Source organism: Streptomyces sp. SBT349, from assembly GCF_001083795.1.
Taxonomy (GTDB): Bacteria; Actinomycetota; Actinomycetes; order Streptomycetales; family Streptomycetaceae; genus Streptomyces.
This window is the reverse complement of the sequence record NZ_LAVK01000072.1, coordinates 1-26,135: the sequence shown is the minus strand read 5'-3', so window position 1 is coordinate 26,135 and position 26,135 is coordinate 1. Positions and strand designations below refer to the sequence as shown.

Here is a 26,135-nt window from a genome sequence, read left to right as displayed (position 1 = left end):
CGGCAGCATGAGGGAGTCCGTCAGCGTCCCGGCCGAGGCGCCGATGCCGTCCTCGGTGTACATCTGCTCGCCGCGCTGCTCGGCGTAGATCTTGAGGAACGCGTCGTTGAAGGAGGGCTGCGAGCACGCCGCCATCCCCACCCGGAGCGCCTCCACATGTCCTCGCCCACCGCCATCGCCGACATACCGGGAACCACCGCGATCCGCCTCGGGATCGCCCTGCTCGGCACGGTCGGCTTCGCCATCTCCTACGACGCCCTGCGCCAGATGGCCGTCGCCATCCACATCCGCGGACCGCTCACCTACGCCTTCCCCCTCGTGATAGACGGGTTCATCGCCATCGGCGTCGGCGCCCTGATCATCCTGCGCACCGCCCCCCTCCACTCCCGCCTGTACGTCTGGGCGCTCGTCGGCCTCGCCACCGCCACCAGCATCTGGGCCAACGCCCTCCACGCCGTCCGCCTCAACCAGCAAACCCGCCACAGCAACCGCCTGCACCTGGACGACCTCACCGTCGGCGCACTCTCCGCCATCGCCCCACTGGCCCTCGCCGGAGCCGTCCACCTCTACCTCGTCATCCGCCGCCACCCCACAACCCGCCACAGTCAACTGGGGGTTGCTCGCCACAGTACCGAGAACCGCCAACAACCCGCCCATACCGACACCGAGCCCGACAGGCGAGAAGCCACGCCGGAGGTCCCCGCCGATGATGTGGCGGAAGGCGCCGCCGATGTGGCGGATGCCTCGGACTCTTCCGCCAAGTCCAAGGGGCGGCAGCCCAGCGCCACCATGGACGAGCTCCTCGCCATCGGCCGCACCGCCCCCAAAGGACGCCAGGGGCGCGTCTCCCGCCTCAACGTCGAAGCGGCAATCCGGGCCAACGGCCACTCCATCGGCAAGGACCGCCTGACCGAGATCACCCGCCGCTTGCAGACCGAACTCGATCACGCCCCCACCGGCACCCGAGCCTGACCCGACTCGAACCGTCCCACCCGTCCCCGCGCAGCTCAGCGCCGGGACGGGTCCCATGCCCGCAACGGGTCGACCCGACATCACCACTCGACCCGTACCTGTCCTGACCAGGCATGCGACGGGTGGGGACGAGTCACCGCCCAACCAGCAACATGCCTCGGAGAGAAGGACCATGCGAGACCCGCACGACGAACTCCCCATCGATCAGCAGAGGGTGACCACCACCGCTAGCGGCGGAGCAAGTAGGGGGGTAAGGAATCCTTCCCCCCGCCCTGCCCCGGAGGGGGCAGGGCCAGCCGCCGGTGAGGCCGCCACGATCTCCGGCCCGGGGGTGCCGGAGACGGAGTCGTTCCGCGAACGGGTGCGGCGACGCAAACGCGAACCCGAGCAGCGCAAGCACCGCACCCACCCGCGATTCAGCGACACCGAGTGGGCCGCGATCACCGCCGCCGCCAAAGCCAACCACTGCAAGCCCGGTACCTTCACCGCCCTGGCGACGGTGCTGGCCGCCGGCCACGACGACCCCCGCGCCGCCGTCACCGACTTCCGCGCCGGCATCCAACAACTCGGCGAGACCACGACCGCGTTGTCCCGGGTCGGGAACCTGCTCAACCAGGAGACTCGCCACCTCCACCAAGGCGGACAACTCCACCAGACACACCTACGCCTCCTGGCACGTCTGGAAGACGCCATCGACGCCGTGGAGGACGTCGCGGTGCGGCTGCTGCGGGAAGCGAAGTGATCGTCAAGCCCATCCAGGTCCGCGACTTCGCCTACAAGACCGTCCGCTACCTCTTCGGGCCCGGCCGCCACAACGAACACACCGACCCGCACCTGGTCGCCTCCTGGAACGGCTACGCCCCCGACCCCGGCCGCTACCCCGAACGCCACACCGTCGGCACACTCGCAGCTCGCCTCGACATCCCGATCAAAGCCCTGCCCAAACGCCTACGACCGGAGGTGAAATACCTCCACATACCCTTGCGAGCCGCACCCGGTGACCGGCACCTCACCGACGACGAATGGGCCAGCGTCGCCCGCCGCGTCCTCCACGCCGCGCGCCTCGCGCCCGAGGGCGACGACCAGGCGAGCCGCTGGATCGCCGTCCGGCACGCCGATGACCACATCCACCTCCTGGTCACCCTCGTCCGCCAAGACGGACGCGCCCCCGACCTGCCACGCAAGTACATCCAGGTCATGCGCCGTGAAGTCGACCGCATCGAAGCCGACCTCGGCCTGCGCCGCCTCAAACGAGGCGACGGCACCGCCGCCAAGCGCCCCGGCCACCGCGAGCACTTCAAGGCCCACCGCACGGTACAGACCGCAGAAAGCACCCGGCTGCGCACCGTCGTACGCCGAGCCCTGGCCGCCTCCGCAACCGTCGACGAACTCGTCACCCACCTCGCCGCCCAAGGCGTCATCGCCGACATCGCCCGCAAACCCTCCGGCGACATCCGCGGCATCACCTTCGCCCACCAGCCCGCCAACGGCGAACAGCCCGTGTGGTACTCCGGCAGCAGGCTCGCCCCCGACCTCTCCCTCCCCAAAATCCTCAACCGGCTCCACGCCGCCGAACACTTCACCACCGGCTACCGCCCCGACGACCCCTGGCGCCACGCCGCACGCACCATCGACACACTCCCCGCCACCCTCGACCAGATGGACGAGCAGGCCGCCACCGACCACATTCACGCCTTCGGCACCCTCCTCGACGCCGCCGCCCAGACCGCTCCCACACCCGGCCGCGACGGGCTCCGCCAGGCAGCAGCCACCTTCGAACGCGCCACCCGCACCCGGAAGGAGGCCAACTACCAGGAGGGCCGGGCACTACGCGAACTCGCCTACCAGCTCACCCGCACCCCCGCCACCGGCGAAACAGGCGCATGGCTACTCGGCGCCGCCATTGCGGCGGTCATCACCATCACCCGCTGGCACCAGGCCCGCCACCACCAACAGCAGGAGCAGGCCGCCCGCCAGACCCTCATCCACCTCCGGGCCGCCTACCACCACACCGCTGCCGCACCCCTCGCTGACATCGCAGCCCAGGGAACGGACCCACGCATCACCACCCACTGGGAGAGCCGCATCCGCGCCCTGCTCCCCGTTGCGGCCGACCGCATCACCACCGACCCCACCTGGCCCGCCCTGGCCACCACCCTCCACCTCGCCCAACTCACAGGCACCAAGCCAGAAGCACTACTCACCACCAACAACGACACAAGGGAACTCACCGAAGCCGACAACCCCGCCGCCCAACTCCTCTGGCGCCTCCGCGACCAACAGACCGAACAGCAGCAGCGCGCCAAGAGCAGGATCCCTCACACCGCCCAGGAGCGCGTTGCCAACCCACCACAGACCACTGGCACGAGCCGGAGGCGCTGACGAAGCTGAGGGCGACCACCGACCGCAATGAACGTGTATCCGGCGCATTCACGTTCGTTCACCAAAGGGTCGGTGGCGCTTCGGGTTCCGGGGTGCCGGGGAAGCCGGGCGGGACTGCGGCCGTGGCCAGGGCGTCCCAGCTGGGATAGTTCTCCGCCGCGGTCAGGAGCACGAGGGCGGCGGCGTAGGCGTCATACGGGGCTCGGTGTCGGTGGCCGGGGGCTTGGGTGAGGTCGAGGTTGAGGTGGTCGATCAGGGTGTCGAGGTTGTGCTTGGGGGCGTCGCGGTAGGTGGCTCGGGCCAGGCGGAGGGTGTCGAGGACTCCGGCCGGTTTCCAGTCGGGCAGGTGGCGGCGCAGGACGTTGTACTCGACGCCGGCGTTGTGGGCGCAGATCCAGGCGCCGTCCAGCGTCGTGCCGACCTCGCCGGCCACTGCGGTCCAGGGCGGGCAGGTGGCGAGGTCGGTGTTGTTGAGTTTGTGGACGCGGGTGGCGAACGGGGTGACGGGGACGGGCGGGCGGATGAGCCAGGCCCCGGCTGCGCTGGTGTCGAGGGTTCCGGCGACGACGGGGAGGGTGGCGACTTCCACGAGGTCGGGCGGTGTCGCTCCGTTGCCCTCGACGTCGACGACCAGCAGCCGGGGCCATGACTCGTAGTTCACGGTGTGGGTATCTCCTGGGTCGGCCAGCCGATGTCCGCGCGGCCGTGCCGGCGGTAGTGGTGGGGTTTGGCTCGGTCGTGGACCTGGTAGCCGAAGCCGTGCTGGAGGTAGTAGCGCGGCGGTTCGTCCAGGCCCTCGACCATGATGGCGCGTTCGGTGACCTCGATGTCGCCAACGGCACCCAGGGCCCGTGCCGCGTCGGTGGCCTCGGCCGCGCTGGGGGCCTTCCAGGTGGAGGCGCAGAGTTCAAGCTGGCCGGCGGGGCAGATGGTGCACAGCTCACGGATGCCGTAGTGGCCGTTGTAGTCGGGCTCGCCGTGGGCGTAGGCGACCGCGCAGGACGTCTTGCGGAACAGCTCGCCCCAGGGTGCGTCGGTGGCCTCCGGACGGTGGAAGGCGTCGAGGATGCGCCGTTCGGCCAGCTCGGGGAGGATCTTGCGCCGTGCGGTGTCCGGGTAGGGCATCGGGAGCCCGTGTGCCTGGTAGTAGGCGGCGATCTCGTTGCGGAAGAACAGTCCGGTGAACACCGTCGCGTGGGCGTGTTCGGACAGTTCCCGGGCGCGTTGCACGTGGGAGTCGGAGTCGTTGAGGCCAGGGACGATGGGCCGCCAGTACAGGACGGTTCGGTAGCGGTCGGCGTTCTGGTGCAGGGTGCGCAGGCTCTCGGCGGCGATGGCGGAGTCGACGGGCTCGATCCGTTCGTCGTCGATCCCCGAGTGGGTGACGAGGATGGTCAGCTTGATGTTGCGGAAGCTGTTGAGGATCGCGCAGTCCTCGGCGTTGACGCGCCAGCGGGTGATCACCAGCACGTGGTTGGTCAGTCCTTGCCCGTCCAGGTGGCCCAGCACGTTGAACGTGTGGGGCTTGACGTTGGCCAGCATCGGGTCGGTGGCCCGGTTGAAGAGCTGGATGGGCGTAATGTGCGGCCGGAAGTACGGGTGGTTGACGAGCTGTTCGACGGCCTCGTGGTCGGTCATGAGCGCGCGGGGCACCTTCATGTCGAAGTTGTCGAAGAGGTGCCGGACGCAGTAGCCGCAGTCCAGCGGGCAGCCGACGATGTGGTTGAGGGACAGTCCGGATTTGCGGTACTCGATCACGTCGGCCAGTCCCGGCTTCAGGCCGGCGATCTGCCGCGGGGTGAGTAACGGCAGGGTGCGGCGCGCGGTCGTCATGAGGGGGTCCTCCTGGGTTCGGGCAGCGAGGGCTCGGTGAGGAGCCGGTGGTGGTTGGCGCCGTACCAGATGCCGAAGTCGCGGCATGCGGCCTCGGCGTCGTCTGAGGTGTGGACGAGGTTTTCGACCAGGCGGCCTTCGGCGCGGGCGGCCGTCAGGCTGTCGGTCCCGAGGTCGCCGCGGATGGAGCCCGGGGGTGCCTCGGAGGGGTCGAAGTGCCCGAGCAGTGCGCGCAGGCGGTGTGCGAGACCGGTGGGGCCGTGCGCGAGGGCGACGGTCACCGTGTGGCCCACGTACATGGAGCGCAGGCAGCCGGGGATGTCGAGGTCGAACCAGTCGGCGTCGACCAGGAGATCCCAGTAGTGGACGAAGACCTGCCAGTCCGCCACGGTGACATCCCGGCGGTCCCGGATCTCGGCGTGGGGAGCGAGGCGGTCGAGCACCGCGTCGGCCAGTCCTCGGCGGACGCAGTCCGGCTTGAGGAGAACGACGCTCCAGCACTTCCAGTCCACGCCGCCCAGCACGCCACCGCGGACCTCGGGCGCGTGCTTCATCGCCGTGGCCTGACGCGGGCGGGTACGCGGGCGGGCCATTTGTGGGCCACCAGCCAGCGCAGTCCGGGGTCGAGCGCGTTCACCGCGGCCTCCGTGATCGAGCCGCCCGGGGCGTGGGTGAGCTGGCGGTGCACCTCGAACAGGAGCACGGCCTGCTGCCAGTAGTGGGGCAGGTCGAGGGTCGCGATGTCCTCGGGCCGGTACCGGACCTGGTTGAGGCGTAAGGCTTCCTCGTGCTCCAGGACGGCGGCGATGGTCTCGGCTGTGGTGTCGGTCGGCATGGCGGGGAACGGGAAGCCGTCGATCGGGGCGCTCGGGCGAGTGGCGGCCTCGTCCAGGATGCGCTTCACCTGGGGCATGTCCCGGTCGTTGATGTGCATCGAGCCGATGTGGTGGGTGTAGCTGCCCAGGTCCAGACCCAGCAGGACGGCGGCGTACTCCTGGATGAGGGTGAAGGAGAAGATGTCGGCGATCAGGCCGCGGTTGGCGTCGTTGGCCCGCATGTAGCAGACCATGTGCAGCCGGCCCTCGCGGGCGAAGAGATGCAGCGCCACGACGCAGGAAACATCGGGGTTCGCCGGCACGTCGAGTTCGTAAGGACTGAAGATCTGGAGGACCGCGCGCTTCGTGTCCTGCTCGTCTTGCAGCAGTCTCAGAACGCGGTCGAACTGCGAGACCGGGCTGCAGGGGAGCGGGGTGAAGAGGCGGGCACCGTACGCGGAGGCGATGGTCGCCCCGTCGCGGGAGAAAGTCCGCATCCGGGGCGAGTAGTGGGCGATCATCGCCAGGTCGCTTCGCCCGGCCAGATACCACAGCGCCTCGGCGAAGTGGAAGACTGGATTGACCCGGCGCGACGCCATGTACGGGAAGCGCTCACGGGGCTCGGAGATCCGGAAGGCCATTCCGACGCACTCGTGAGCGGTATTGCCCCGGGGAGCGTTGCGGTACTGGAACTGGCTGGAAACGTGTTCCAGCACGGTCAGATACGCCCCCTCGAACGTCCGAAAGGTCGGTGGAGTCAGCACGTATCCTCCTATCTGTGGGTCCGGCTGTGCTTTCGGATGGGCCCGCTGATCCTGTTGGCCTCCGCCCTGCCGCGACGCTTCACCCGCGCACGCTTCAGCCACTCCTTCACGTGGTACTCAGACGTACCCAAGTCCCTTGCGAGCTGGGCCATCGATTGTCTTCCCTCGACGTAGCGTTCCGTGAGGTCATCGAGCGTTATCGGGCATGGCAGGCGGGTCCTGGACATTCTGCGCCTTCTTCTTCGTGTTCGTTTCAGTGTCGAGGCGGCCTCACCGCCCGCCAGAAGGACAGAACTCATGCGCCTGGCAAGCGGTGAGGATTCGGGTGGCGACGTGTCGGTGCCGGGTCTACGCCTTCGTCGTCCTCTTCTCGCGCACGAGATCGTGGTACTTGAAGTAGCCGAAGGGCATGGTGAGCTCCATGATCGGCGCGCACTCCCCGGTGACCGCCCTCGCGAGCAGCGGATCATGAATGTGCAGGAGCCGCCTGATCCGGGCGGCGGGTTGGGGCCCGGGAACCCGCTCGACGACCTCCCATTCGTGGTCGAGGATCTGGTAGACGTCCCCGAGCTGGGGCTCGCGCATACCGAGTGGCGTGGTCAGCGAAGCCGATTCCAGAAGGCTGTCGACAGCTTCCTTGGCTTCTTCGAAGGTCTTCCAGAACTGCTTATTCCCCTCCGAGTCGAGCAGGTGATACGTGGCCTGGTGGATGTGGAGTTCAGCGGTGAATGCCACATTCCCCTCGTCCTCCTCGCCCGGGTGGTCCGCCATTCTCCGGACGGTGAATCCCGTGAGCATGTCGGGATTCAGCCAGTGGGTACCGAAGGGAGTCGCGCACACCTCGAAGAAGCGAAGTTCCTTCATGGCTCCTTGTTCTCGTCATCTCTCGTGTCTGCACCCCACGCCGCCGAGGGCGGAACGCCCAGAAAAAGAACGGCCGTTCAGGGTGCACTCCTCGGCGGCGTGGGAGTGATAGGGGTTGGGGCGTCAGGCGACCAGTTCGGCCATCGGGAACGTGGGGTGGCCGACGAGGTACTGCACATCGCCCCCCTGGACGGATTCAAGCGCCGCGTGCACACGCCAGGCGTTGTACGGGGCGACCCGGCTCAGGATCGTCGAGGGCGCGAGCCAGTGGACGCCGACGAGTTCGTTCTCGGGCAACGTGAAGGCGGTGTCCTTCTCGATGACCTTGAAGTCGAAGACGAGGTTCGTCCCCTCCCGCACCAACCCACTGGCCGGCATGTAGTGAACGGTCAGGACGCGCCCGGGAATCAGCTTGAGGCCCAGCTCCTCCTCCACCTCACGCTGAGCGGCAGCCGCGGCCGACTCACCCTGCCTGGCGCTCCCGCCGGGCAGGCCCAGACGTTCGAGTCCCTCCTTGTATGCCTTCTCCACGAACAGCACGTCGCCCCCCGTGTTCCGGATCAGCGCGAGGCCGGCGTACCGGCGGGCAGGGGGATGGGTGAAATCATCAGCGTTGTGCACGTACCTTCTCCTTCTCGATGTGGTTGAGGACGGGACAGGCAGAACGCGCCCGTTTCCAGAGGGCGGCGTGCTTCACTCGGGTGTGTCGCTCGGCCGCCTCCTGCCATCCGGCCGACGCTCGGGGGCGGCGACACGACTTCAGGAGGCGGGGCTGCGGGTCCGGCGGTTGAGAGGGGCACCGCCCGGCGCGATCAGGCGACGACGCCCGGCGGCGCCTGGTGCTCGTTGAGTGCGACCGCGACGCGTGCGATGGTGCCGGTGTCGACGCGAGCGTTGTTGACGGCCGCTTCGGCCGCCCGTGACTGCTCCTGGCCCAATGCCCGTTCCGCCCGCTCGCGACCTCGGACAAGCAGTTGGTTCCGTATCCCGTGGATCTGCGCATCCAGGTCGGCAAGAGCTCTGGAGGACAGCCTGAGCTCCAGGCGATCAGGCGGCCTGCGGCCCGTCGGGTCGGGGAGTATCCCGTCGACCGCCAGTCGCACGCACAACTCCGGTCGGGGATCGAGAATCAGCGCGTCGTCATCGAGCAGCGCCACGGTCAGGTGGAACATGGGTCTCCCAAGATGGTCTCCTGCCGCTGTTCGCGCGGCACGACCACGGTCAGGCGATGCGGGTGCGCGGAGGTCCACTCCGTGGTCCCCAGGGGTGGGCGCAGGACGTAGATGCCGTCACGCACGTCCGTCACGATGCCGTCGCGGCCTGCATCCTCGTCGTGTACTTCGTCGCCGATCCAGGGCGTGGGCCGGGTGGTCACTGGCCGACCTCACTGCGCAGCTCGCCCCAGACGGCCTTCCCCCAGTTCTTCGTCTCGGTGCCCCACCGGTGAGTCAGCGTCTCGATCAGGGCCAGGCCCCGTCCCGCGGCGTCGTTGACGTCGGCGGCTCGGGGGACGGGCAGGTCGTGCGACCTGTCCACCACGCTGATACGAACCAAGATCTCGTCCCGGCGACTGACGATGACTCGGATAAAGCGGCAGGGCGTGTGCTGAACGCTGTTGGCCACCAGCTCGGTGACGAGCAGCGTGCCTACGTCGGCGAGCTCGCTCAGTCCCCAAGCGGACAGCGCGGCGCGGACAGCCTCACGAGCTTCGCCGACGCTCTGCGCCAGACAGGGCAATGTTCGGGCATAGCGGGTCTGTTCGGTGAGACTGGCCGTTGCAATCATGGTTGATCCCGCGCGTCCGTCGATGGGGGTGGGCAACGTCCGTTCCTGAACGCCGGGGTTCCGAAACGGGCGCCGAAGCGCTGCCTCACCAGTCAACGAGTCCTGGGAGTCGACGCCCAGGGTGCGGCGCGGTGCGATGCGTTAAGCGTGTTTAGCCAACTCCCCAACGTGACGACTATGTTGGAACGCAGGCCGACACCGAGGGGTGCTTGATGGGCAAGCCAGGTGGGAAGAACGGGACTCCGAACGCCCTGCTGAAGGCCACGCTGAAGGCCGGCGGAGTGACGTACGAGGCCCTGGCGGCACGGGTTCGGGCGGTCGCCGCGGAGACCGGGACCGTTCTGCGGACGAGTAGGGCAAGCGTCGCGCAGTGGGTCGCGGGAGCGGCGCCGGCCGAGGAAACGGTCCTCTTCATCGTCGAGGCACTGTCCCGGCACCTGGGTCGTCCGATAAACGCGGAGGAGATTGGGCTGCCCGCACCGCCACTCGACCGTACGCTCGATTGGCGTGCAGATGCGCTGAAAGAGCTGAACGAGTTGGGGAGACTTGACTTGAACGTGGAACGCCGAAGGGCTCTCTCAACTGCCGCGTACTCCGTCGCCGCGCTGACACTGCCGAGCCCGACCTGGTGGAAGCAGCAGGCGGGACATGGTCCCGACCGCTCGGTCACCGGCCGCCGCAAGGTCGGCCGCCGGGACCTGGAGGCCGTCCGCGAGATGGTCGCGGCCTTCTCCCGCATCGACCAACGTCACGGGGGCGGCCATGCCCGAACGGCGGTGGTGCAGTATCTCATCACCGACGTCAGTACCTATCTCAACGGCCGCTTCACCGACGACCAAGTCCGCAGGGACCTGTTCTCCGCGGCGAGTGAACTGGCCTACCTGGCAGGTTGGACGGCATTCGACAACTTCGAGCACGCCGTCGCCCAGCGGTACTTCGCCACCGCTCTCAAGCTCGCCGAGGAAGCGGACAACCCTCCCATGGCCGGTCACGTGCTCCGCGGCATGGCTTACCAGGCTGTCGACCTCGGGCACGGTCCGCAGGCCGTGAACTTGATCGAGGCAGCCATGGAAGGCAAGCGGTACTCGCTGGCAAGCTTCCGTGAACGCGCCATGTTCGGCGCACAGTTGGCGCGCGGCCACGCCGCGGTCGGACAGCACAAGGCCGCTGCCGTGGCGCTGGTCCGCGCGGAGACGGATCTTGCCGCTGATCGGTCGAATGCCGAGGAGCCCGACCGGCTGTTCATCTTCGGCGAGGCAGATCTCACCTATCAACGAGCCTATGCCCTGCGGGACTTCGGGGACCTGCGCGGCGCCGCGCGCGAGTTCCGCCACAGCGTGCGCGCCCGGAACTCGACCGCATTCGCCCGGGTGCACGCGGTGACCCTCGGCGAGTTGGCTTCCATCCAGGCCCGCCAAGGCGCCATCGAGGAGGCGTGTGAGACCTGGTCGCGTGCCCTGGACGTCATGGACGGAATCCACTCCGCCCGCACCCGCCGCACCGCCGTGGACATGCGCCGGGCTCTCTCTCCCATTCGGCGACGCAACGTCCCGGCCGCGGTCGAGCTGGACCGCCGCGCGTCCGCGTACCTGGCGGAGTCGGCCTGAATGTGGGACGTCTGGAGGAGTCCAACTCATCGCAGAAGAGTTCATGGTCGCACCGGTGGCTCACCTCGTCGGAGGATGAGCGGAGCCCGGTGACGACTACTGGAGCGACACCTGTTCGATGATCGGCGTCGGCAGCGACAGGTTCACCGAAGGATCGGTCATCCGCTTCCACCTGACCGACCCCACCGACCTGCACGCCGAGCTCCGACGCCCAAGAAACAACCCGGCCTGGCCGGCCGGGGGATCTTCGCTCACCCGAAGATGCGTCGCTGAACTGGCTGGATGTGAGCCGCTGCCGCCTGCTCAAAGTGAATGGCCTCGACCTCCACGCCCCTCCTGTCTCCGCCCCGCTCTGGCTCAGGCCCGTCGGCCGCGTACCAGCACAGACAGGAACATGATTGCCGTGGACAGGCACCTTCGTGGCTGGGACAGCCGGTTCCGCGGCTTCGCGCAGCCCGCCTGGGGCGCGCCTCAAAGATCGAGGGTTACACCGGGCACTTGCAGGTGGGTCCAGAGCCTGCTCGATCCGCCAGCCAGCATCAGGACCCCGATCCCTCGCACCAAGCCAGCTCCTGCCCCATAGCCCCACTGACACCACGCAGCTAGGTATCGAGAAAATTATCCCAGGTCAGGCGGGACCACAACAACGAATCGACTGAACGCACCGGACTTACGGGAAGAGATGGCCGCTCAGGGATAATGTCCGGAACAGGGGGATCGGGAAGCGGAGCAGGAATGAGCAGCACCGGGCCTCCCGTTGCATGCTCCATCCAAGCCACAGGCGCGCCCCGCCGGTCTCGAAAGTAACCACGCGAGAAACTACCGAGATAATTACCTCGGTAACTAATCACGTCGGTTTGATGCAGGAAAGCAATTGCCGCGCCATTATGACAAAAAACCGAGTCGTCTCGCAACCAAGCACATACGTGCCCCGAGCGGTTAAAGATGGGGCGCATAAGCCTCTCACGTAGATGTCGGCTATCGGGACACGTCGAGCACAAATTCATCGATGACGAAGACCGTCAAGCCTGATATCCAAGACGGCCTGAAAGGTTGGATGAATCATAAAACTGGTGGTCGCCTCGATATTGCTGACCCGTTCAGCAAAGTCGGGAAATTGCTGAACGTAGCGAGTCACGCCTTGTTCGCCAGTTGCACAGCCAATGAATCCAATGCCGTAGAGCAAATAAACGAGCGGCCCGTACCAGTCAGCCCATTCCCCAGCAGGATTACTCCACATGGAGGTCGTCGCGTAACTCAGCCATTCGTTACCACGAAAATCGGGATCCGCAAGCAGAAGGGCAGCGTCATCGACACGCCTAGTGAATGATTCCCGCGACATCGGGATCACGGCGCCACTGAAGACCGCGAAAATGCGATTGATATCCGGGTAGGACGTCTTCCATTCATCCCTGAGAGCCAGCAGCCGCTTATAGGAATAGGAATCCTCGGCGTTCTTGATATGCTCCCACGTAACCTTTTCTCCCTGAGATGCGGCGAACGCCTCATTGACGAACGCAATGATATCCCTAGGGCGCATCAGCGTACGCTCGAGCATGTAGTCAAAAGCGTCACCACGGGTAGGATTCGTCCGCGGCAGTACGTCAGAGAGCGAACCCGCTGCGACCCCTTGCTTGGTCGATGCGATACGCAAACGACTGCCGACCAAATTGCGCAACTCCGCAGACCCCCAGCGCATGTGCAGAGAAAGCGATCGGAACTTCTCCTCCTGTCCGCCGGTCCTGTTCCCGAAATCCAAGTTTTCGAAGATATTAGTCCGGAGAGCTACGATGACCTTAAGGTTTCGCACTCGTTGCAAGTCCAGCACCGCCCTAAAGAGGCACCGAATAAGATCATTTGCGACCTTCTCATCTACCCAGTCTCGATCAAGGTCATCGATCACCACGTAGGTGAAATTTTGCTGACTTTCCAGAATATCTTCGTCCAGCACCTTCAGCATTTTATTGAGGCGCGCTATCTGAGTTTCGTTAACGATTCTCTGGAAACGATCGGTTAGCTCGCGCCGCGTTTCAGTGGAGAAGGTATCTGCCAAGGTGCCGCCAACCGTAGCGCTAGCGGCCATAGCCTGCCAGTTGGTGAATCCCAGAGTTCCCTTTGCTTCCTTGTTTATCTTCTCTTCGAATTTCTCGGTGATTTCTCGAACACGCTCATCCGCTTCAACCCAAAAGCGATCCTGGAATTCCTCAAGGTATTCCAAGGCGACTTTTTCCCGGGGTCGCGCTTAATTTTCTCTCGGAGTGTGCTCAAAAAAGTCATTTTAGCCGAATAAGAATCGACCTTGTATCTGTGACGGATTAACTCCACGAGGAGGACATGCTTCCATAGGGCGATAAAGAGGGGATCAAGACTCACTTCAAGCTCATCCAGATGGCGCATGACACCGAGGTTGGTGATGTAATTCAAGGACAGATCTTCGGGGGAAACCCTAACGACATGATCAGTATTTTCCTCTTCAAGTCGCTGAAGCGCTGCCGACTTGCCGCTCCCCGTCCTAGCGATCACAAAGCAGCGCCGATCTTCCTTGGATGCAATTGTCAGATAATCATCTGACTCATAGAAGGCTTCCAGGAGTAGCGGGTCAGCCTCCGCCTGCTCCCCACCGATACTGAAGTTCGATCCACGGCCGCCAGTCCTCATTGGGCCCCCCTGGGGATGCGAAGTGAATGTCATCTTACGTCCACTGCTGCACTCATGTGCAGAGTCTCAGAAGACTGTCGTCATCAGCGCTCAGGTCCATGGAATCCAGGAACTTGGGCAACCGCGGCCACTGATCCAGACGCACAGGCGACTCCCTGACCAGCCTGGACCGCGTCGCCAGTGATTCCCGAAGGAGATGGCCGCTGGAGCCGACTACTTCGGATACTGGTGCGGTGATGCAGTACGTGATGTTCGTCGGGTGCTTGTGAGGGACCGCATCCACACCTCAGCTGCGGGTTCGTCACGCCCACCAAGGACGGCGGCTCCAGATCTACCCCATGTGCTTCTGGAGGACGACGCTCAAGCTCAGCCTCGCCCGAGCCCCAACAGACATCCACCCCGTCGGGGCGAGCGACGAGCGCCTGCGTCTCCCTGGTCCGGGACCCAGTAGCCAAGAGGTACCCGCCTGGTAACTGAGGCCGAGAGCCCGGCGCCCGACATTTGGAAACCTCGTGGGCTGTCGCTGCTCATCGCCGAAATCAGCTGCACTGTTCGCCCAACCGCGCCCATCGGAGAGACCTGCGTTCCCTACCTCCTCGCTCCACTGCTGCACCAGTAAAGACGGTGAACCACGGCAAGGAGCGGCACAAGACGATGCCGCCCACGGGTCGAGGCCGACGCCACCAGGAGCAGCTGACCAGCGCGGACACGTGCGAGTAGCCGGTGATTCCCAAGCTCAGAGCGCGAGTTCGATTCTCGTCGCCCGCTCCCGCTGTGCCCGAAGCCGAGCGTCGATCCCCTGGGCCACCTCACGCTGACGCTCACGGTCCGAGTGCTGGTAGATCACGGCCGCCTCCTCCGACGACTGCCCCGCCCGCACCATTGGCGTCCTCGGCTGAGGGCCACCTCGGAGCTTCCGCGCGAAGGGGTGGGCCGGTCCATCCGGTCTTCCCAGTGCTGCCAGGGGCTTCCCCACACCGGGCTGGGAGAACGTCGCCGGCGGAAGCGGCCGAGCCCGGTTCGTTGGCGCGGACCGAGCCGTTGCCTGGCACGCGTCCGTGGCATTTTTGGGCACACTCCGGCGGCGGCCTGATGCCCCGCGTAGCCTCGCAGGCATGGAGGCACCCGCACCCGGCGCAGCGAGTGAGGTGCGCCAGCGGCTGGACGCGTACACCTACCTCAGCGCGCCCGAGCGACTGGAGCACCTCGCGATCATGCGCGTCTTCTGCGGAACCCTGCTGGCGGACCTCGCCGTATCGGACGTCCTGGCGAAGCTGCGCCAGGCCAGCGGCCCGGCCGCCGGGCTCGACGCCGACACCCTGACGGTCCGGCTGGAACAGCTGGTGCGGTGGGGCAACCTGCTGCGCAGCAGCCACACCGTGAAGGCGTCCAGCATCAGCGAGTACCAGCGGTCCCGCTCGCGCTACCAGTTGTCGAAGCTGGGCGAGCGCATCCAGCGGGACGCCGACGGCGTCCTGGCCGAGGCCGACGCCGCCCGCGAGGTGAGCAGCGAGCTGCTCGCCCTGGTCGAGCGCGGGCTCAGGGAGTTGGCCGAGCTCGTGACCGCGCTCGGCGGCATCGAACCGCAGGACGGGCTGGAGCGGGTCAGCACGTTGTTCGTGCAGTTCACCGAGTTCGCGGACTCCGTCCGGGACTTCTACGCCTACCTCGGCCAGGTGCTGGCCCGGTACGACCTGGACAGCGCCGAGTACCAGGGCTTCAAAGAGCTGCTCCTCGACTACGTCGAGGCGATCACGGAGGACGTGGCGTTCCGCGCACCCCGGATCTCGGCGGCACTGGACACGCTGTGGCCGCACGTTCCGGGTCTGCTGGCCCGGCTCGCCGCCCACGCACAGGGTCTGCCCGGGCTGTCACCGCAGGGCGACGGCCGACCGGAGACGCGGGTCCAGCGCAGCCGTGGGCGCGAGCTCGCGGACTGGGAGGGCCTGCGCGGCTGGTTCAGCGACATCGACGGGCAGGGCAGCCAGGTCGATCAACTGCGGGACGCCACCCTCCGTGCGTTGCAGTCCCTGCTCGCCAACGCCAAGCGGATGCTGCGCTCGGCCACCGGGGAGATGTCCCGGCGCAAAGACCTGCTGCGGCTGGCCCGGTGGTTCGACGAAGCGGCGCCGCAGGACGCGCACGACATCGCCGTCGCCGCCTTCGGGCTCTACGCCGCCCGCCATCTGGGCATACCCCCGGCCACCGACGAGGTGGTGCCCGCGTACACGAGCTGGTGGACCGGCCCGGTGGTCGAGGTGCCGGTGGCCCTGCGGGAAAGGGGCAGCCGTGCCCAGCGGGGCCGGACGTCCTCGGTGGAGGACCACTCCGTTCAGAAGCAGCGGCTGCGGAAGGCCGCCCGTGAGCGGGTGGCGGCCAGGGCAGCGGCGGCGGACGAACTGCGCAGCGCCTCGGGCCGGTTCGCCGAGGTGCGGCTCACCTCCGCAGCGCTCGGTCTGCTCCTGGAGCTGCTGGCCACCGCACTCGGGAACGCGCAGCTCCGGCGTCGCGCCGGCACGTACGGGGACGGCGTGACGGGATTCGACCTCGGCCAAGCGCACAGTGAGGACGCTGAACTGGACATCCGGCTCACCGTGCGACGCAGGGCCGGCACGCGGTGCGCCTTGCACTCGGTCGACGGCGACCTGCTGCTGGACGACCTGGAGCTGGACGTCGGCCGTGCCTCCGCTGACGCGGACGACAGCGATGCGGAGGTGAGCGTGTCATGACCCTCCCCTCGACACACGATGTCGCCCTGGCGGCCGAACGCCGCAGCGCCGCCCGGCTGCTGCTCGCCCATCCGCTGGTCACCTCGGACGGCCCGCACTCCGACCTCTTCCCGCTGATCCGCAGGCACGCCGACTGGCTGAGCAAGCGGTTCCAGCAGGTGCTCGGCTACCGCCTGCTGGTCGACAGCTCCTACGCCCGGCTGTTCAAGGCGGGGCTGGGGACAGGCACGGGCAACCGGCTGGAGCGCTCCACCGGCACCCCGTTCAGCCCGCACACGTACGCCTGCCTCGCGCTCGCCCTGTCCGTACTGGTGACCGCTCCCGAACAGCTGCTGCTGTCACAGCTGGTGGCCGACATCAGGGCCGCCGCGGCCGACGCGGAGATCGAGCTGGAGGAGACGGGCAGGGCGGCCGGGAAGCGGACCTTGGTAGCGGCTCTGCGCCTGTTGGTCGAGTGGGGCGTCCTCGTCGAGACCGAGGGCCATGTGGCGGCGCTGGCGCAGGACGCGGGCGGAGAGGCCCTGATCACAGTGGACCGCGAGCTGGCCCGCGCCGTCGTCGCCGGCCCGCTCGCCCAGGCCCGGGACGGTGCCGACCTGGTCCGACGGGCGGCGGACCCGGGGTTCGGCGGACCTCGCACCTATGTGCGCCGGATGCTCGTCGAGACACCCGTCGTCCACCTCGACGAGCTGACCGACGCCGAACGCGACTGGTTGCGCACCCGGCAGCGCCGGGAAGCGCAGGCGTTCTCCGAACTTCTGGGCCTGGAGATGGAGATCCGCGCCGAGGGAGTGGCGTTGGTGGATCCCGATGACGAGCTGACGGATCTGCACCTGCCGGGCACGGGGACGGTCGCGCAGGCCGCGCTGCTGCTGGTGGAACGGCTCGTGGAGCGGCTTCGACCGCACGAGCCCGGACACCCAGCGACCGGAGGAACGCTCGTCATCGGCGTGGCTGTCCCGGACGGCCTCGTGGACGAGCTGCTGGCGGAACTGGTCGCCGAGTACGGGCGGCGCAGCAACTGGCAGCGCGGTTATCTGGAGGACGTTCCCGCCCTGCGGGAGGCCGTTCTGGACCTGCTGGTCCGCATGCGGCTGATGGCCCGGACCGGCCGGCTGCGTGCCGAGGGATATGGCCTGCCGGAGCGGTACGCCGAAGAGGCACCCGAAGGGCGCACCGTGACCGATGTCCGTGAGGCACGGCCCGGCGGTGACGGCTGGGTGCTGCTGGCCGCGGCGGCACGCTACGCCACCCACGTGACCGTGCGCCCGGCCACCGCGGCCCGAATGAGCACCGACGCCCAGGAGGAGTTGCCGCTGTGACCACCGATGCGCGTGGCCTCGTTCCGCTCCCGCGTTCCCGCCTCGCGACGACCGACGGCACCCGCTTCCGGCTGCACCGGGCGGGCATCCAGAACGTCTGGCAGTACGACGAGCAGGAGTTCGCCTTCGGGGACGGACGGCTACTCCTGCGCGGCAAGAACGGCGCGGGCAAGTCCAAGGCCCTGGAGATGCTGCTCCCGTATCTGCTGGACGGCGACTCACGGGCACTGGACGCGACGGGCACCGGCAGGACCACCCTCTCCTGGCTGATGCTGGACGGGTTCGAGCAGACCAACCGGCTCGGCTACCTATGGGTGGAGTTCCGGGGCACGACCGACGGCGGCGACTACCGCCACCTCACACTCGGCGCCGCCATCCGCGCCTCGAAGTCGACGCAGAAGGCGCTGCCGACGTTCTTCGTCACTTCGCTGCGCGTCGGTGAGGACCTGCACCTGGTCGAAGGCGGAAAGCCCCTGCCGGTCGACCGGCTCAAGGAGATCATCGGCTCGGACAACATCACCGACCGCGCGGTCCTCCACCGCTCGCGGGTGGCCCGGGAACTGTTCGGCATCACCGATGCGACCCGCTACCGCAATCTCACCCAGCTCCTCCACCGGCTGCGGCGGCCCACGGTCGGGGACCGCATCGAGCATGGGGGACTGGCATCCCTGCTGAGCGAGACCCTGCCGGGACTGGACGAGGACGTGGTCGAGAAGGTCGCGCGCAACCTGCACGACCTCGACGCCGTACGCGACGAACTCGGCCGTCTGGAGCGCACCGATGCGGCGTTGCGCGCTTTCCTCACCAGTTACCGCGGCTACCTGTCCGGAGTCCTGCGGACCTTCGCCCAGGCAGTGAGCCGCGAGCTGGAGGTCCTCGCGCGGCGACGCCGGGCGGCTGGAGACGCCGCACAGCGGACCAGCGAGCTGAGGACGCAGGAGGAGGAGTCGGAAGCCCGGCTGGAGACCCTGCGCGAAGAGGAAGAAGCCGCCCGGACCGACCTCGCCGCCCTGCACGCCGGCCACGCCTACCGCAGCCTGCACGAACTGTCGGAACGCCGCAGCACGGTCGAGGCTCTGCACACCGCCGCCGTGGCCGCCTTCACCACCCTCAGCAACGCACACGGCGCAGAGGAGGGCACGGCCGAGCGGCTTGCCGACGGTGTCGAACACCTCGGGAGCCGACTCGCCGAACTGGGCACCGAACACCGGGAACTGCTGACGCAGGCGGAGAAGGCCAGGCTTCCCACCGGCCATCTCGGCGAGGCAGTCGCCCTGCCCCGCACGGTCCGCTCCCAGGCCGTCGAGACGGAGCTGACCGCTCCGGACGGGGCGACGTGCACCGTGCAGCAGCCATCGGCCGTCCGCGTGGACACGGCCGCGGTGCGGGACGGACTGCGGTCCTGGCGGGGACAGCTGGAGGATGCCGAGACGGTCGTGAAGAACCGGGCCCGGATGGTCCAGGAGGTGACGCGTCTCACCGCGCGGGCCGAGGAGGCCCGAAGCCGGGCGGTGCAGGCCGACACTGAGCGGGAACGACTGGAGGACGAGGCGGAAGAGGCCGCCGGCCGTCTCGACGCCGGCCGGGAGAGGGTCGCCGAGGAGAGCGGTGCCTATGCCCGCCGGGTCGCCGAGTGGGTAGCACGCACGCGGACCGCCGTCGGGGCCGACTGCCCGCCGCTGGATGCCGTCCACACGGCGGTCGCCTGCGAGAACTCCGTCGATGCCCCGTTCGCGGACCGTACGCTCCCGCCCGATATCGACAGCCAGGCGTGGCAGGCCGCCCATGCCGCACTGGAGCCGTACGGAGAGGAACTCACCGAGCGCCGCGACGCCCTCGCACTCACCGTCGGCCGGCTCGACGAGGAACTCGGCCGCCTGTCGAGTCAGAAGCAGGACTGGGAGCGACGTACCGATCCCGAGCCGCCGGCCCCTTACCACCGCATCGCCGAAAGAGCACCGGGCAGCGGCGAATCCTTCTACCGGCTGGTGGATTTCACGGACGACTTGGCGCCCACCGACCGGGCCGGTCTCGAAGCGGCGCTTGAAGCCAGCGGGATCCTGGACGCGTGGGTCGGCGCGGACGGCGCGGTTGTCGATCCCGGCACCCGTGACACTCTGCTGCGTCCCGGCCTCGCACTGCCGGACGGGCCGACCCTCGCCTCGGCCCTGCGCCCAGCACCCCGGCCGGGCTGCGGGGTCACGTCCGAGCAGGTGGAACACCTGCTGACCGCCATCGCGCTCGCACCGGCCGAGGAAACGACCGCTCATGACGCGGTGTACTACGACGGTAGCTGGCGTCTGGGCATCCTCAGCGGCCGGCACCACAAGAGTGACGCCGAGTACGTGGGAGCCGCCCTACGCGCCGAGACCCGGCGGCGCATCCTGGCCGAGCTGGAGGAGCGGCTCGCGCAGACGGAACGGCGGTTGGCCGACGCCCGTCACGAACTGGCCGAGGCCGATGCCCGGCGCCGGGCCCTCAGGCTCGCGGAGCAGGGCTTCCCGCGGCCACGAGGTCTCGCCGGTGCCTGGAGCAGGGTCGAGTCGGACGAGAGGACACTGCGTGACCTGACCGCCAAGGCGACCCGCGCGGCCCGGTCGGCCGAGGAGGCCCGCGCTCTCGCCGTAGCCGCACGCGCCGAGGCGGCGGCTACCGCCACCGCCCATGACCTGCCCAGCGATCCCGGGGACCTGGAACGGGTACGTACGGCACTGGCTGCCCTTCTCACCGGCATCGGGCGTCTTCGCAGGGCGGTCGGCGGCACGGGCGAGCGGCTCGGCGCCCATCACGCCGATGCCGAGCGGTACGAACGCGCCCGCAAGGACCGCCTGGCCGCGGAGGAGAACTACCGGCTCCGCCTCACCGGGCTGCGTACCGCGCAACAGGACCTGCGCACCCGCGAGAAGGCCATCGGGGCGACCGAGGAAGAGATCCTCACCCGCGAGCGAGGAGCCAGACAGCGCATCGCGCACGCCGCCCAGGCCGTCCCGGCGGCACAACGAGTCCGGAACGACCTCCACGACCTGCGCGTGCGCGCGGAAGAGGAGGAGAAGCGCCTGCGCGAGGACCTGGCCGACCAGGAGACGGCGGTCATCGCAACCGGCGGTGCCCTTCGCGGCGCACTCGGCCGGCCTGAGGTGGTGCGCGGCGCCGGGCTGGACCGATCCTCACTGCCCGAGGACGTGGCGGACGATCCCGGCTCGGACGTCCGCAGCCGTCTGCGAGCACTGCGGACACTGACCGACGCGGTACAACAGGCCCTCGGCCGCCCGAAAGACGAAGTGTCGGACAGCACTCTGCTCAACAGGCACACCGACCTGCGCGACCAATTGGCCGGCGGCTACGACGCGCAACTGGACGAACGCGATGGCATCAAGGTGTGCCGCCTGATCGATGACCACGGTTCCCACGACGTCGCGGCCGTGGGCGAGCGGATCGCCGTCCAGGCGTCAGAGGCCCGCGGACGGCTCACCGAGCGCGAACGTGAGGTCTTCCAGCGGTTCCTGACCGGCGAGCTCGGTGACCACCTCTCGGCCCAGGTCATCACCGCGGCGAACCTGGTCGCGGCTCTCAACGACACTCTGCGGACCGTACGCACCTCCCACGGTCTCGGCGTGGAACTGCTGTGGAAGCTGGACGAGGACGTGGACGCGGACGTGCGGGCGGCCGTCGAGCTGCTGCGCAGTCCGTCGAGCCTGCGCACACGTGAGCAGACCGAGCAACTCCGCGAGGTGCTGCAACGGCGGATCGAGGATGCCCGACGAGCCGATCCCTCAGCCGGTTACGCCGCCCATCTGCGAACCGCACTGGACTACCGCGACTGGTTCCGCTTCCACACCTTCGTGGTCGAGGACGCCGCCCCGGGACGCAGGCGGAAACTGACCGGCCGCACCGGACTCAGCCAGGGCGAACAGCGAGTGCTCTCCTACCTCGTGCTCTTCGCCGCGGCTGCCGCCCACTTCACCAGCCTCGCCGAGTCGGCACCCCACGCGCCGCGGCTGATCCTGCTCGACGACGCCTTCGCCAAGGTCGACGAACCCACCCACGGGCGGCTGGGAAGGATCCTCGTCGATCTCGACCTCGACTTCGTCCTCACCAGTGAGCGGCTCATGGGGAACTGGCCGGAAGTCCCGTCCCTGCACATGTACGAGTGCCTCCGTGACCCCCATGTGCGCGGGGTGGCCACCCTGCACTACACCTGGAACGGCCGACACCGGCGTCTGGTGTCCGTATGAGCAAGCTGCCCGCGGCGACACGGGACTGGCTGGCCGGTCCTGGGCTCGCCCGGCTCTGGGAGGCGGTGCGCAAGCGCCTGGAAGGCAATGGTGTGCAGGCCACCGGTTCGCTCCGGCTGACCTCGGTGAGCGCCCAAGAACGCAACGACCTGTCGCTCCTGCTGGGCAAACCTTTCACAGGTGCCACCGTCACCGTTCACCTCGATGCGCTCGACGCCCGACTGCGTGCCTCGGCGGCCGGACTCGGGCTCAGGCAGACCCTGGAGGAACTGGGCCCGTCGCTCACCGACCGCCGTGCCCTCCGCGCGGGCATCGCGGCACGGCGCGAGCACGTCTGGTCGTCGCTCGCCGCGGCGCTGGACGCCTCTCCGCTCGCCGGCCAGGACTGGATCCGACAGTGGTACGACCTGCTCCGCCGTGCCGGCGCGCCAAGAGGAGTGACACCCGAAACAGCGGTAGGAACGCTCCAACAGGCAGTCCAGGTCCTCACCGTGCTGCTCGGCCCGGAACGGGGCGGCGCCCGAGGCCGGGGAGAACTCGCCGCCACAACCACCGGATCCGCACACGGCCTGGACGACGGCACCTGGCTCGCACGCCTCGTCCAACGCGGCATCGCCCTCGCCCACGGCACCGAGTTCCCCGGCGACGCGGCCGGTCGGCGCGCACTGTGGCGGCTTGTGTCCGTCACACCGGACGAGGTCTCCAGCACGGTGCTGACCTACGGGCTGCGGCCCGTCGGTGGAGGCTGGCGGGAGTATGCCCTGAGGCAGCGAGCCGACCATCACGCCGAAGCCCACCTCACGCCGCGCGATCTGCACGACCTGCGGCTGCGACTACCTGCCGGAGCAGTCGTCCACATCTGTGAGAATCCGCGCGTGGTGGAAGCGGCGGCGGACGCGGCCTGCGTCCGGCCCTTGGTGTGCACGTCCGGCAGCGCCGCCACGGTGGTCCTCACACTTCTCGACGCCCTCGCCGCCACCGACTGCCGTTTCGCCTACCACGGCGATTTCGACTGGCCGGGCATCGCTCTGGCGAACCGGATCATCCGCCGATACGGAGCCCAGCCATGGCGCATGGGCGCCGAGGACTACGAGCACCTGGCCGCTCGCAGCCAAGCCGAGGGGATCCCTCAGCTGCAGCTCGACGGCCAGCCCGTCAGCGCAGCCTGGGACCCGGGGCTCGCCCATGCCATGACCGCTCTCGGGATCGCGCTCCATGAGGAGGTCACCCTCGATCTTCTGGTGAACGACCTGTCGGGTCAGGCGTAGGAAGGACTTGGGACACGCGGCAGGTGCTCAGCGGGGAGCACCGGCGCTGGGAGCCATCCGGGAGCCGAGCCGCTCCCCGAACCCCTTTCAGGCCACGCGACACCAACCGACCCACACCGCTGACCTGCGGAACGCCATCGAGGCTGACAGGCTCCCCAACCGAACCTCATGCGAGTCAACGGGGTCTCGGTTCTTTCCAGCCTCGTCGGCCATGGCCGCACCAGATCGGGCGGGAATCAGCGGTCAGCGGCGGGTACGTTCAGTGGCCCGCGGAGTCGCCAGTATGACGATCTCTGCGGGTCAGGGGCGGGACGGCGGCAGGCTTGAACGACCTCGGTCAGTCAGTCAATGATCAGGGCCGCCATCACAACCAGAACGATCACTATGACAAGCCGCACCGGCAGTCCTGCCTTGGTGAACGGGCCCTCACTCCCCCTTAATTTCGTCGGTGACCGCGACGAGCGCTTGTCACAAGGGCGTGAACCGGCCAGGACACCGCCTCCGCGACCGGCTGACCCCGCGCTTGAGATTTCGGGGCTTATCGGACACGCTGGCGGCAGCAGCATCGGCAGCGCGAAGGAGAGATCGCTCCCATGACGACCGCATCGGACTCCTCCGCCGGCGTGCCTCGGATCCCGCAGCCCGCCAGCACCCCTGAGGAGCTGCGGGCCGCTCTCGCGCTCGTCGCTCCGGGGGCGCTTCCCACGTTCGACGCCGAACGCGCCGCTGCCCTCCGGCAAGCCCGTGAACAGGTCAGCGCCGCGCCCATGCGCCGCTTCGTCGGTCAGTGGGCCGTGTATGTCGCGGTCGAGCGTGCCCCGGACCGCGCGGCCCGTCTGCGGGTGCTGGAGGCACGTGCCGCCGAGACCGACGACCTGACCGAGGCCCGTGCCATCGCCGCCGAGATCGGCGGCATCATCGACACAGCCGTTGCCGAGGCGGGCGTTGAGCGCGGGCCGGGCCTTCTGTGAGCGACAAAGAACAGTGGCGGTGGGAGTACGACCCCGACGCCGAACACGTCATCGCGGGGCTCCCTCCCCATGTTGTCACCGAGGTTGAGCGACTGGCCGACGAACTGGTAGCCCTCGCTGAGGTCGGCGTCGACGTCACCGATATCGGCGTCGGCCCGAGTCACGGTGGCCCGGGCGGACTTCGCCGCATCCCCCTTCTCGCGGACGGCTGGTTCTTCGCTCTTCCCGTACCGCGAATCAAGCTCATCGCCATCGTCCGAATCATCCCGCCCTTCGCTGATCTCTGACTGCCTCGCTGGCCAACTCGGCACCCGTACCGTGCCAGATGCGTGCCAGAACGGGCGGGGAACCACGGTGAGCGACGGTGGCCACAGAGCCTGCGACGCGTGCGACCTGGGCAGAGCTCCCACCCTGAGAGGCGTGTTCGCAGCTGCACATCCTTCCTCTGGCGGCGCTGCTCCCGGAGCCCTCCCGGTCTGGAGGGAGAGGGCCGTGACACAGTGGAAACGCCAAGAGAAATGGTCACACCTCTACTGCGCCGACCACGACGACGTGCGGCCTCTGGGCTCGGAGCACTCAACGGCAGATCGGCTCCTCAACGCCGGCCACAACTCGTTCCGTTGGGAGTTCTCAGGCGGCGAACGGCTCGGTGCGCCGGTCCGCTGTCGGCGGGGAAGGCCGTGGCCATCCGGTGGGGTCCACCCGGCCGAGCAGGCGCCGAATGGTGACGGGCCTATGTCGGGTACGTGCCGGTGGCCGCGTCGAGGGCGAGCAGTTGGGCCGGCGTGGCCACGTAGACCAAGCCGTCGTGGACGACGGGGTGGTTGCCGTATGCGGTGAGCCCCACCCGTTCACCGGGGGGCATGCTCCACACCTCGGAGCCGTCCTCGGCGTCCAGTGCCAGGACGGTCGGGAAGTGTTCTTCGCGGTCGGCGACGTAGACCCGTCCGTCGGCGACGGCCGGGATGGTCCCCTCCCGGTCGCCGACGGCCCACTTCCGCTCGCCGTCGGCCGCGTTCAGCGCGTACACCAGCCGGTCGGCCCCGCCGACGTAGACCGTGTCGCCGACCAGCACGGCCGGTGACGGGGTCTCCCACCCATCCCCACCGTCCCGGATCGGGGAGGTCCACCTTTCGCTGCCGTCGTCCATGCCGAGGGCCACGGCGTTGTCCTGGGCGACGAGGTAGAGGAGACCCGTGGACGCGTCCACCGCGGGCGGTCCTGGCAGGAAGCCGTCCGGGGGACGCGTCCACCGCTGGTCGCCGTCGTCCAGGCGGAGGGCGTACAGCTCCAAGTCCACGGTGCCGACGTAGGCGGTGTCGCCGGTCGCCGTCAGCGTGTAGTCCTGCCACTCCCTGTCGGACTCCCACCTCTTGGCACCGGTGGCGGCGTCCAGGCAGTACAGGACCCCGTCGGTGACGAGACACACCGCCTCGCCATGCGCCCGGACCGTCGTGCTGCGTTCTTTGCCGGACCTGAAGTTCCAGCGGGGCCGCGCGCCTCCGTCGAAGGCGTACACCGTCCCGTCGTCGCACCCCACGAACACCTGTGAGCCGGACGCCGCCAGGGAACCGGCCCGCTCGATGGACCCGGTCCACAACCTGTCGCCGCTGGACGGCTCCACGGCGTGGAGCCCGTCGTAGTCGATGGCATACAGCACCTCTTCGGCCACCACCGGGGTGACGGGCTGGGAGAAGTTGAGCTCGATCGTCCATCCCCGGTCGGCGGCCGGAGAAGAGGATCCGGTGGTGGACGCGCCGGGCCCGGACGCGCCGCTTCCCCGCTCGCCCTCGGAACGCAGCAGTGCGGCGACACCTGCGCTCGCGACGGCCACCGCCCCGGCTCCGAGTCCGAGCCGCAGGGCCTGGCGGCGGTTGGGCGGTTGGGGCGTCCCCCGGCCGGGGGTGGCCGGCGGCCGGCTGTGCGGGGG

At 68.4% G+C, this 26,135-nt stretch carries 23 protein-coding genes; 10 read left to right on the top strand and 13 right to left on the bottom strand.

What is annotated here, in order from left to right; translation table 11 throughout:
• The first annotated feature begins 156 nt into the window (after positions 1-156).
• From ADY01_RS11915 to ADY01_RS11905, 3 genes are all read left to right on the top strand, one after another.
• A complete protein-coding gene (locus ADY01_RS11915; protein ID WP_049570434.1) occupies positions 157-972 on the top strand; it encodes a DUF2637 domain-containing protein in 816 nt (271 codons plus the stop codon).
• A gap of 331 nt (positions 973-1,303) precedes the next feature.
• Positions 1,304-1,714 carry a hypothetical protein gene (locus ADY01_RS11910; RefSeq protein ID WP_049570430.1) on the top strand — a complete coding sequence of 137 codons (411 nt, stop codon included), beginning with the start codon at positions 1,304-1,306 and terminating at the stop codon, positions 1,712-1,714.
• Positions 1,711-3,354 carry a hypothetical protein gene (locus ADY01_RS11905; RefSeq protein WP_049570428.1) on the top strand — a complete coding sequence of 548 codons (1,644 nt, stop codon included), beginning with the start codon at positions 1,711-1,713 and terminating at the stop codon, positions 3,352-3,354. The genes ADY01_RS11910 and ADY01_RS11905 overlap by 4 nt, the downstream gene beginning before the upstream one ends.
• A 58-nt stretch (positions 3,355-3,412) precedes the next feature.
• Here ADY01_RS11905 and ADY01_RS11900 read toward each other — a convergent pair whose 3' ends face one another.
• From ADY01_RS11900 to ADY01_RS11860, 9 genes are all read right to left on the bottom strand, one after another.
• The gene (locus tag ADY01_RS11900) at positions 3,413-4,015 is read right to left on the bottom strand and encodes a 3'-5' exonuclease (RefSeq protein ID WP_049570423.1); all 603 of its coding nucleotides are present in this window, start codon (positions 4,013-4,015) and stop codon (positions 3,413-3,415) included.
• Entirely contained in the window at positions 4,012-5,187 is a 1,176-nt protein-coding gene (locus ADY01_RS11895) for a hypothetical protein (protein ID WP_049570420.1), read from the bottom strand. Before ADY01_RS11895 ends, ADY01_RS11900 begins: the two co-directional genes overlap by 4 nt.
• Positions 5,184-5,741: a nucleoside-diphosphate kinase gene (locus tag ADY01_RS11890; protein WP_063784197.1), complete on the bottom strand. Its 558-nt coding sequence runs from the start codon at positions 5,739-5,741 to the stop codon at positions 5,184-5,186. Before ADY01_RS11890 ends, ADY01_RS11895 begins: the two co-directional genes overlap by 4 nt.
• Positions 5,738-6,766 (bottom strand): thymidylate synthase, encoded by a 1,029-nt coding sequence (locus ADY01_RS11885; RefSeq protein ID WP_049570416.1) that lies wholly within the window; start codon positions 6,764-6,766, stop codon positions 5,738-5,740. Before ADY01_RS11885 ends, ADY01_RS11890 begins: the two co-directional genes overlap by 4 nt.
• 348 nt (positions 6,767-7,114) lie before the next feature.
• A complete protein-coding gene (locus tag ADY01_RS11880) occupies positions 7,115-7,630 on the bottom strand; it encodes a hypothetical protein (protein ID WP_049570412.1) in 516 nt (171 codons plus the stop codon).
• A 123-nt stretch (positions 7,631-7,753) separates the two neighbouring features.
• Entirely contained in the window at positions 7,754-8,251 is a 498-nt protein-coding gene (locus ADY01_RS11875; RefSeq protein WP_049570409.1) for an NUDIX domain-containing protein, read from the bottom strand.
• Between the two features lie 191 nt (positions 8,252-8,442).
• Positions 8,443-8,802: a hypothetical protein gene (locus tag ADY01_RS11870; RefSeq protein ID WP_049570406.1), complete on the bottom strand. Its 360-nt coding sequence runs from the start codon at positions 8,800-8,802 to the stop codon at positions 8,443-8,445.
• Positions 8,790-9,005, bottom strand: a complete 216-nt coding sequence (locus tag ADY01_RS11865; RefSeq protein WP_049570403.1) for a hypothetical protein — start codon at positions 9,003-9,005, stop codon at positions 8,790-8,792. Before ADY01_RS11865 ends, ADY01_RS11870 begins: the two co-directional genes overlap by 13 nt.
• On the bottom strand, positions 9,002-9,415 hold the full coding sequence (locus ADY01_RS11860) for an ATP-binding protein (RefSeq protein ID WP_049570399.1): 414 nt from the start codon (positions 9,413-9,415) through the stop codon (positions 9,002-9,004). Before ADY01_RS11860 ends, ADY01_RS11865 begins: the two co-directional genes overlap by 4 nt.
• A 212-nt stretch (positions 9,416-9,627) precedes the next feature.
• Between ADY01_RS11860 and ADY01_RS11855 the strand changes: the two genes are divergently transcribed.
• Positions 9,628-11,022: a hypothetical protein gene (locus tag ADY01_RS11855; RefSeq protein ID WP_049570397.1), complete on the top strand. Its 1,395-nt coding sequence runs from the start codon at positions 9,628-9,630 to the stop codon at positions 11,020-11,022.
• 602 nt (positions 11,023-11,624) lie between these two features.
• Here ADY01_RS11855 and ADY01_RS41805 read toward each other — a convergent pair.
• The 3 genes from ADY01_RS41805 to ADY01_RS39065 are packed head-to-tail and all read right to left on the bottom strand — an operon-like array spanning position 11,625 to position 13,680.
• Positions 11,625-11,978 (bottom strand): 4-fold beta flower protein, encoded by a 354-nt coding sequence (locus ADY01_RS41805; RefSeq protein WP_420715640.1) that lies wholly within the window; start codon positions 11,976-11,978, stop codon positions 11,625-11,627.
• A 47-nt stretch (positions 11,979-12,025) separates the two neighbouring features.
• Entirely contained in the window at positions 12,026-13,240 is a 1,215-nt protein-coding gene (locus ADY01_RS11850) for a P-loop ATPase, Sll1717 family (RefSeq protein ID WP_159001159.1), read from the bottom strand.
• Positions 13,150-13,680: a hypothetical protein gene (locus tag ADY01_RS39065; RefSeq protein WP_159001157.1), complete on the bottom strand. Its 531-nt coding sequence runs from the start codon at positions 13,678-13,680 to the stop codon at positions 13,150-13,152. Before ADY01_RS39065 ends, ADY01_RS11850 begins: the two co-directional genes overlap by 91 nt.
• A gap of 1,115 nt (positions 13,681-14,795) precedes the next feature.
• Between ADY01_RS39065 and ADY01_RS11845 the strand changes: the two genes are divergently transcribed.
• From ADY01_RS11845 to ADY01_RS11820, 6 genes are all read left to right on the top strand, one after another.
• The gene (locus tag ADY01_RS11845) at positions 14,796-16,409 is read left to right on the top strand and encodes a TIGR02677 family protein (protein WP_049570390.1); all 1,614 of its coding nucleotides are present in this window, start codon (positions 14,796-14,798) and stop codon (positions 16,407-16,409) included.
• A complete protein-coding gene (locus ADY01_RS11840; RefSeq protein ID WP_049570387.1) occupies positions 16,406-17,731 on the top strand; it encodes a TIGR02678 family protein in 1,326 nt (441 codons plus the stop codon). Before ADY01_RS11845 ends, ADY01_RS11840 begins: the two co-directional genes overlap by 4 nt.
• Positions 17,728-21,966, top strand: coding sequence for a TIGR02680 family protein (locus tag ADY01_RS11835; protein WP_049570384.1), 4,239 nt, complete (start codon positions 17,728-17,730; stop codon positions 21,964-21,966). Before ADY01_RS11840 ends, ADY01_RS11835 begins: the two co-directional genes overlap by 4 nt.
• Positions 21,963-23,234 (top strand): TIGR02679 family protein, encoded by a 1,272-nt coding sequence (locus ADY01_RS11830; protein ID WP_049570381.1) that lies wholly within the window; start codon positions 21,963-21,965, stop codon positions 23,232-23,234. The genes ADY01_RS11835 and ADY01_RS11830 overlap by 4 nt, the downstream gene beginning before the upstream one ends.
• Positions 23,235-23,827: 593 nt before the next feature.
• Positions 23,828-24,205, top strand: coding sequence for a DUF6247 family protein (locus ADY01_RS11825; protein ID WP_049570377.1), 378 nt, complete (start codon positions 23,828-23,830; stop codon positions 24,203-24,205).
• Positions 24,202-24,492: a hypothetical protein gene (locus tag ADY01_RS11820; protein ID WP_049570374.1), complete on the top strand. Its 291-nt coding sequence runs from the start codon at positions 24,202-24,204 to the stop codon at positions 24,490-24,492. Before ADY01_RS11825 ends, ADY01_RS11820 begins: the two co-directional genes overlap by 4 nt.
• 446 nt (positions 24,493-24,938) lie before the next feature.
• Here ADY01_RS11820 and ADY01_RS11815 read toward each other — a convergent pair.
• On the bottom strand, positions 24,939-26,135 hold a 1,197-nt coding region (locus tag ADY01_RS11815; RefSeq protein ID WP_049570371.1), incomplete at its 5' end, for a PQQ-binding-like beta-propeller repeat protein.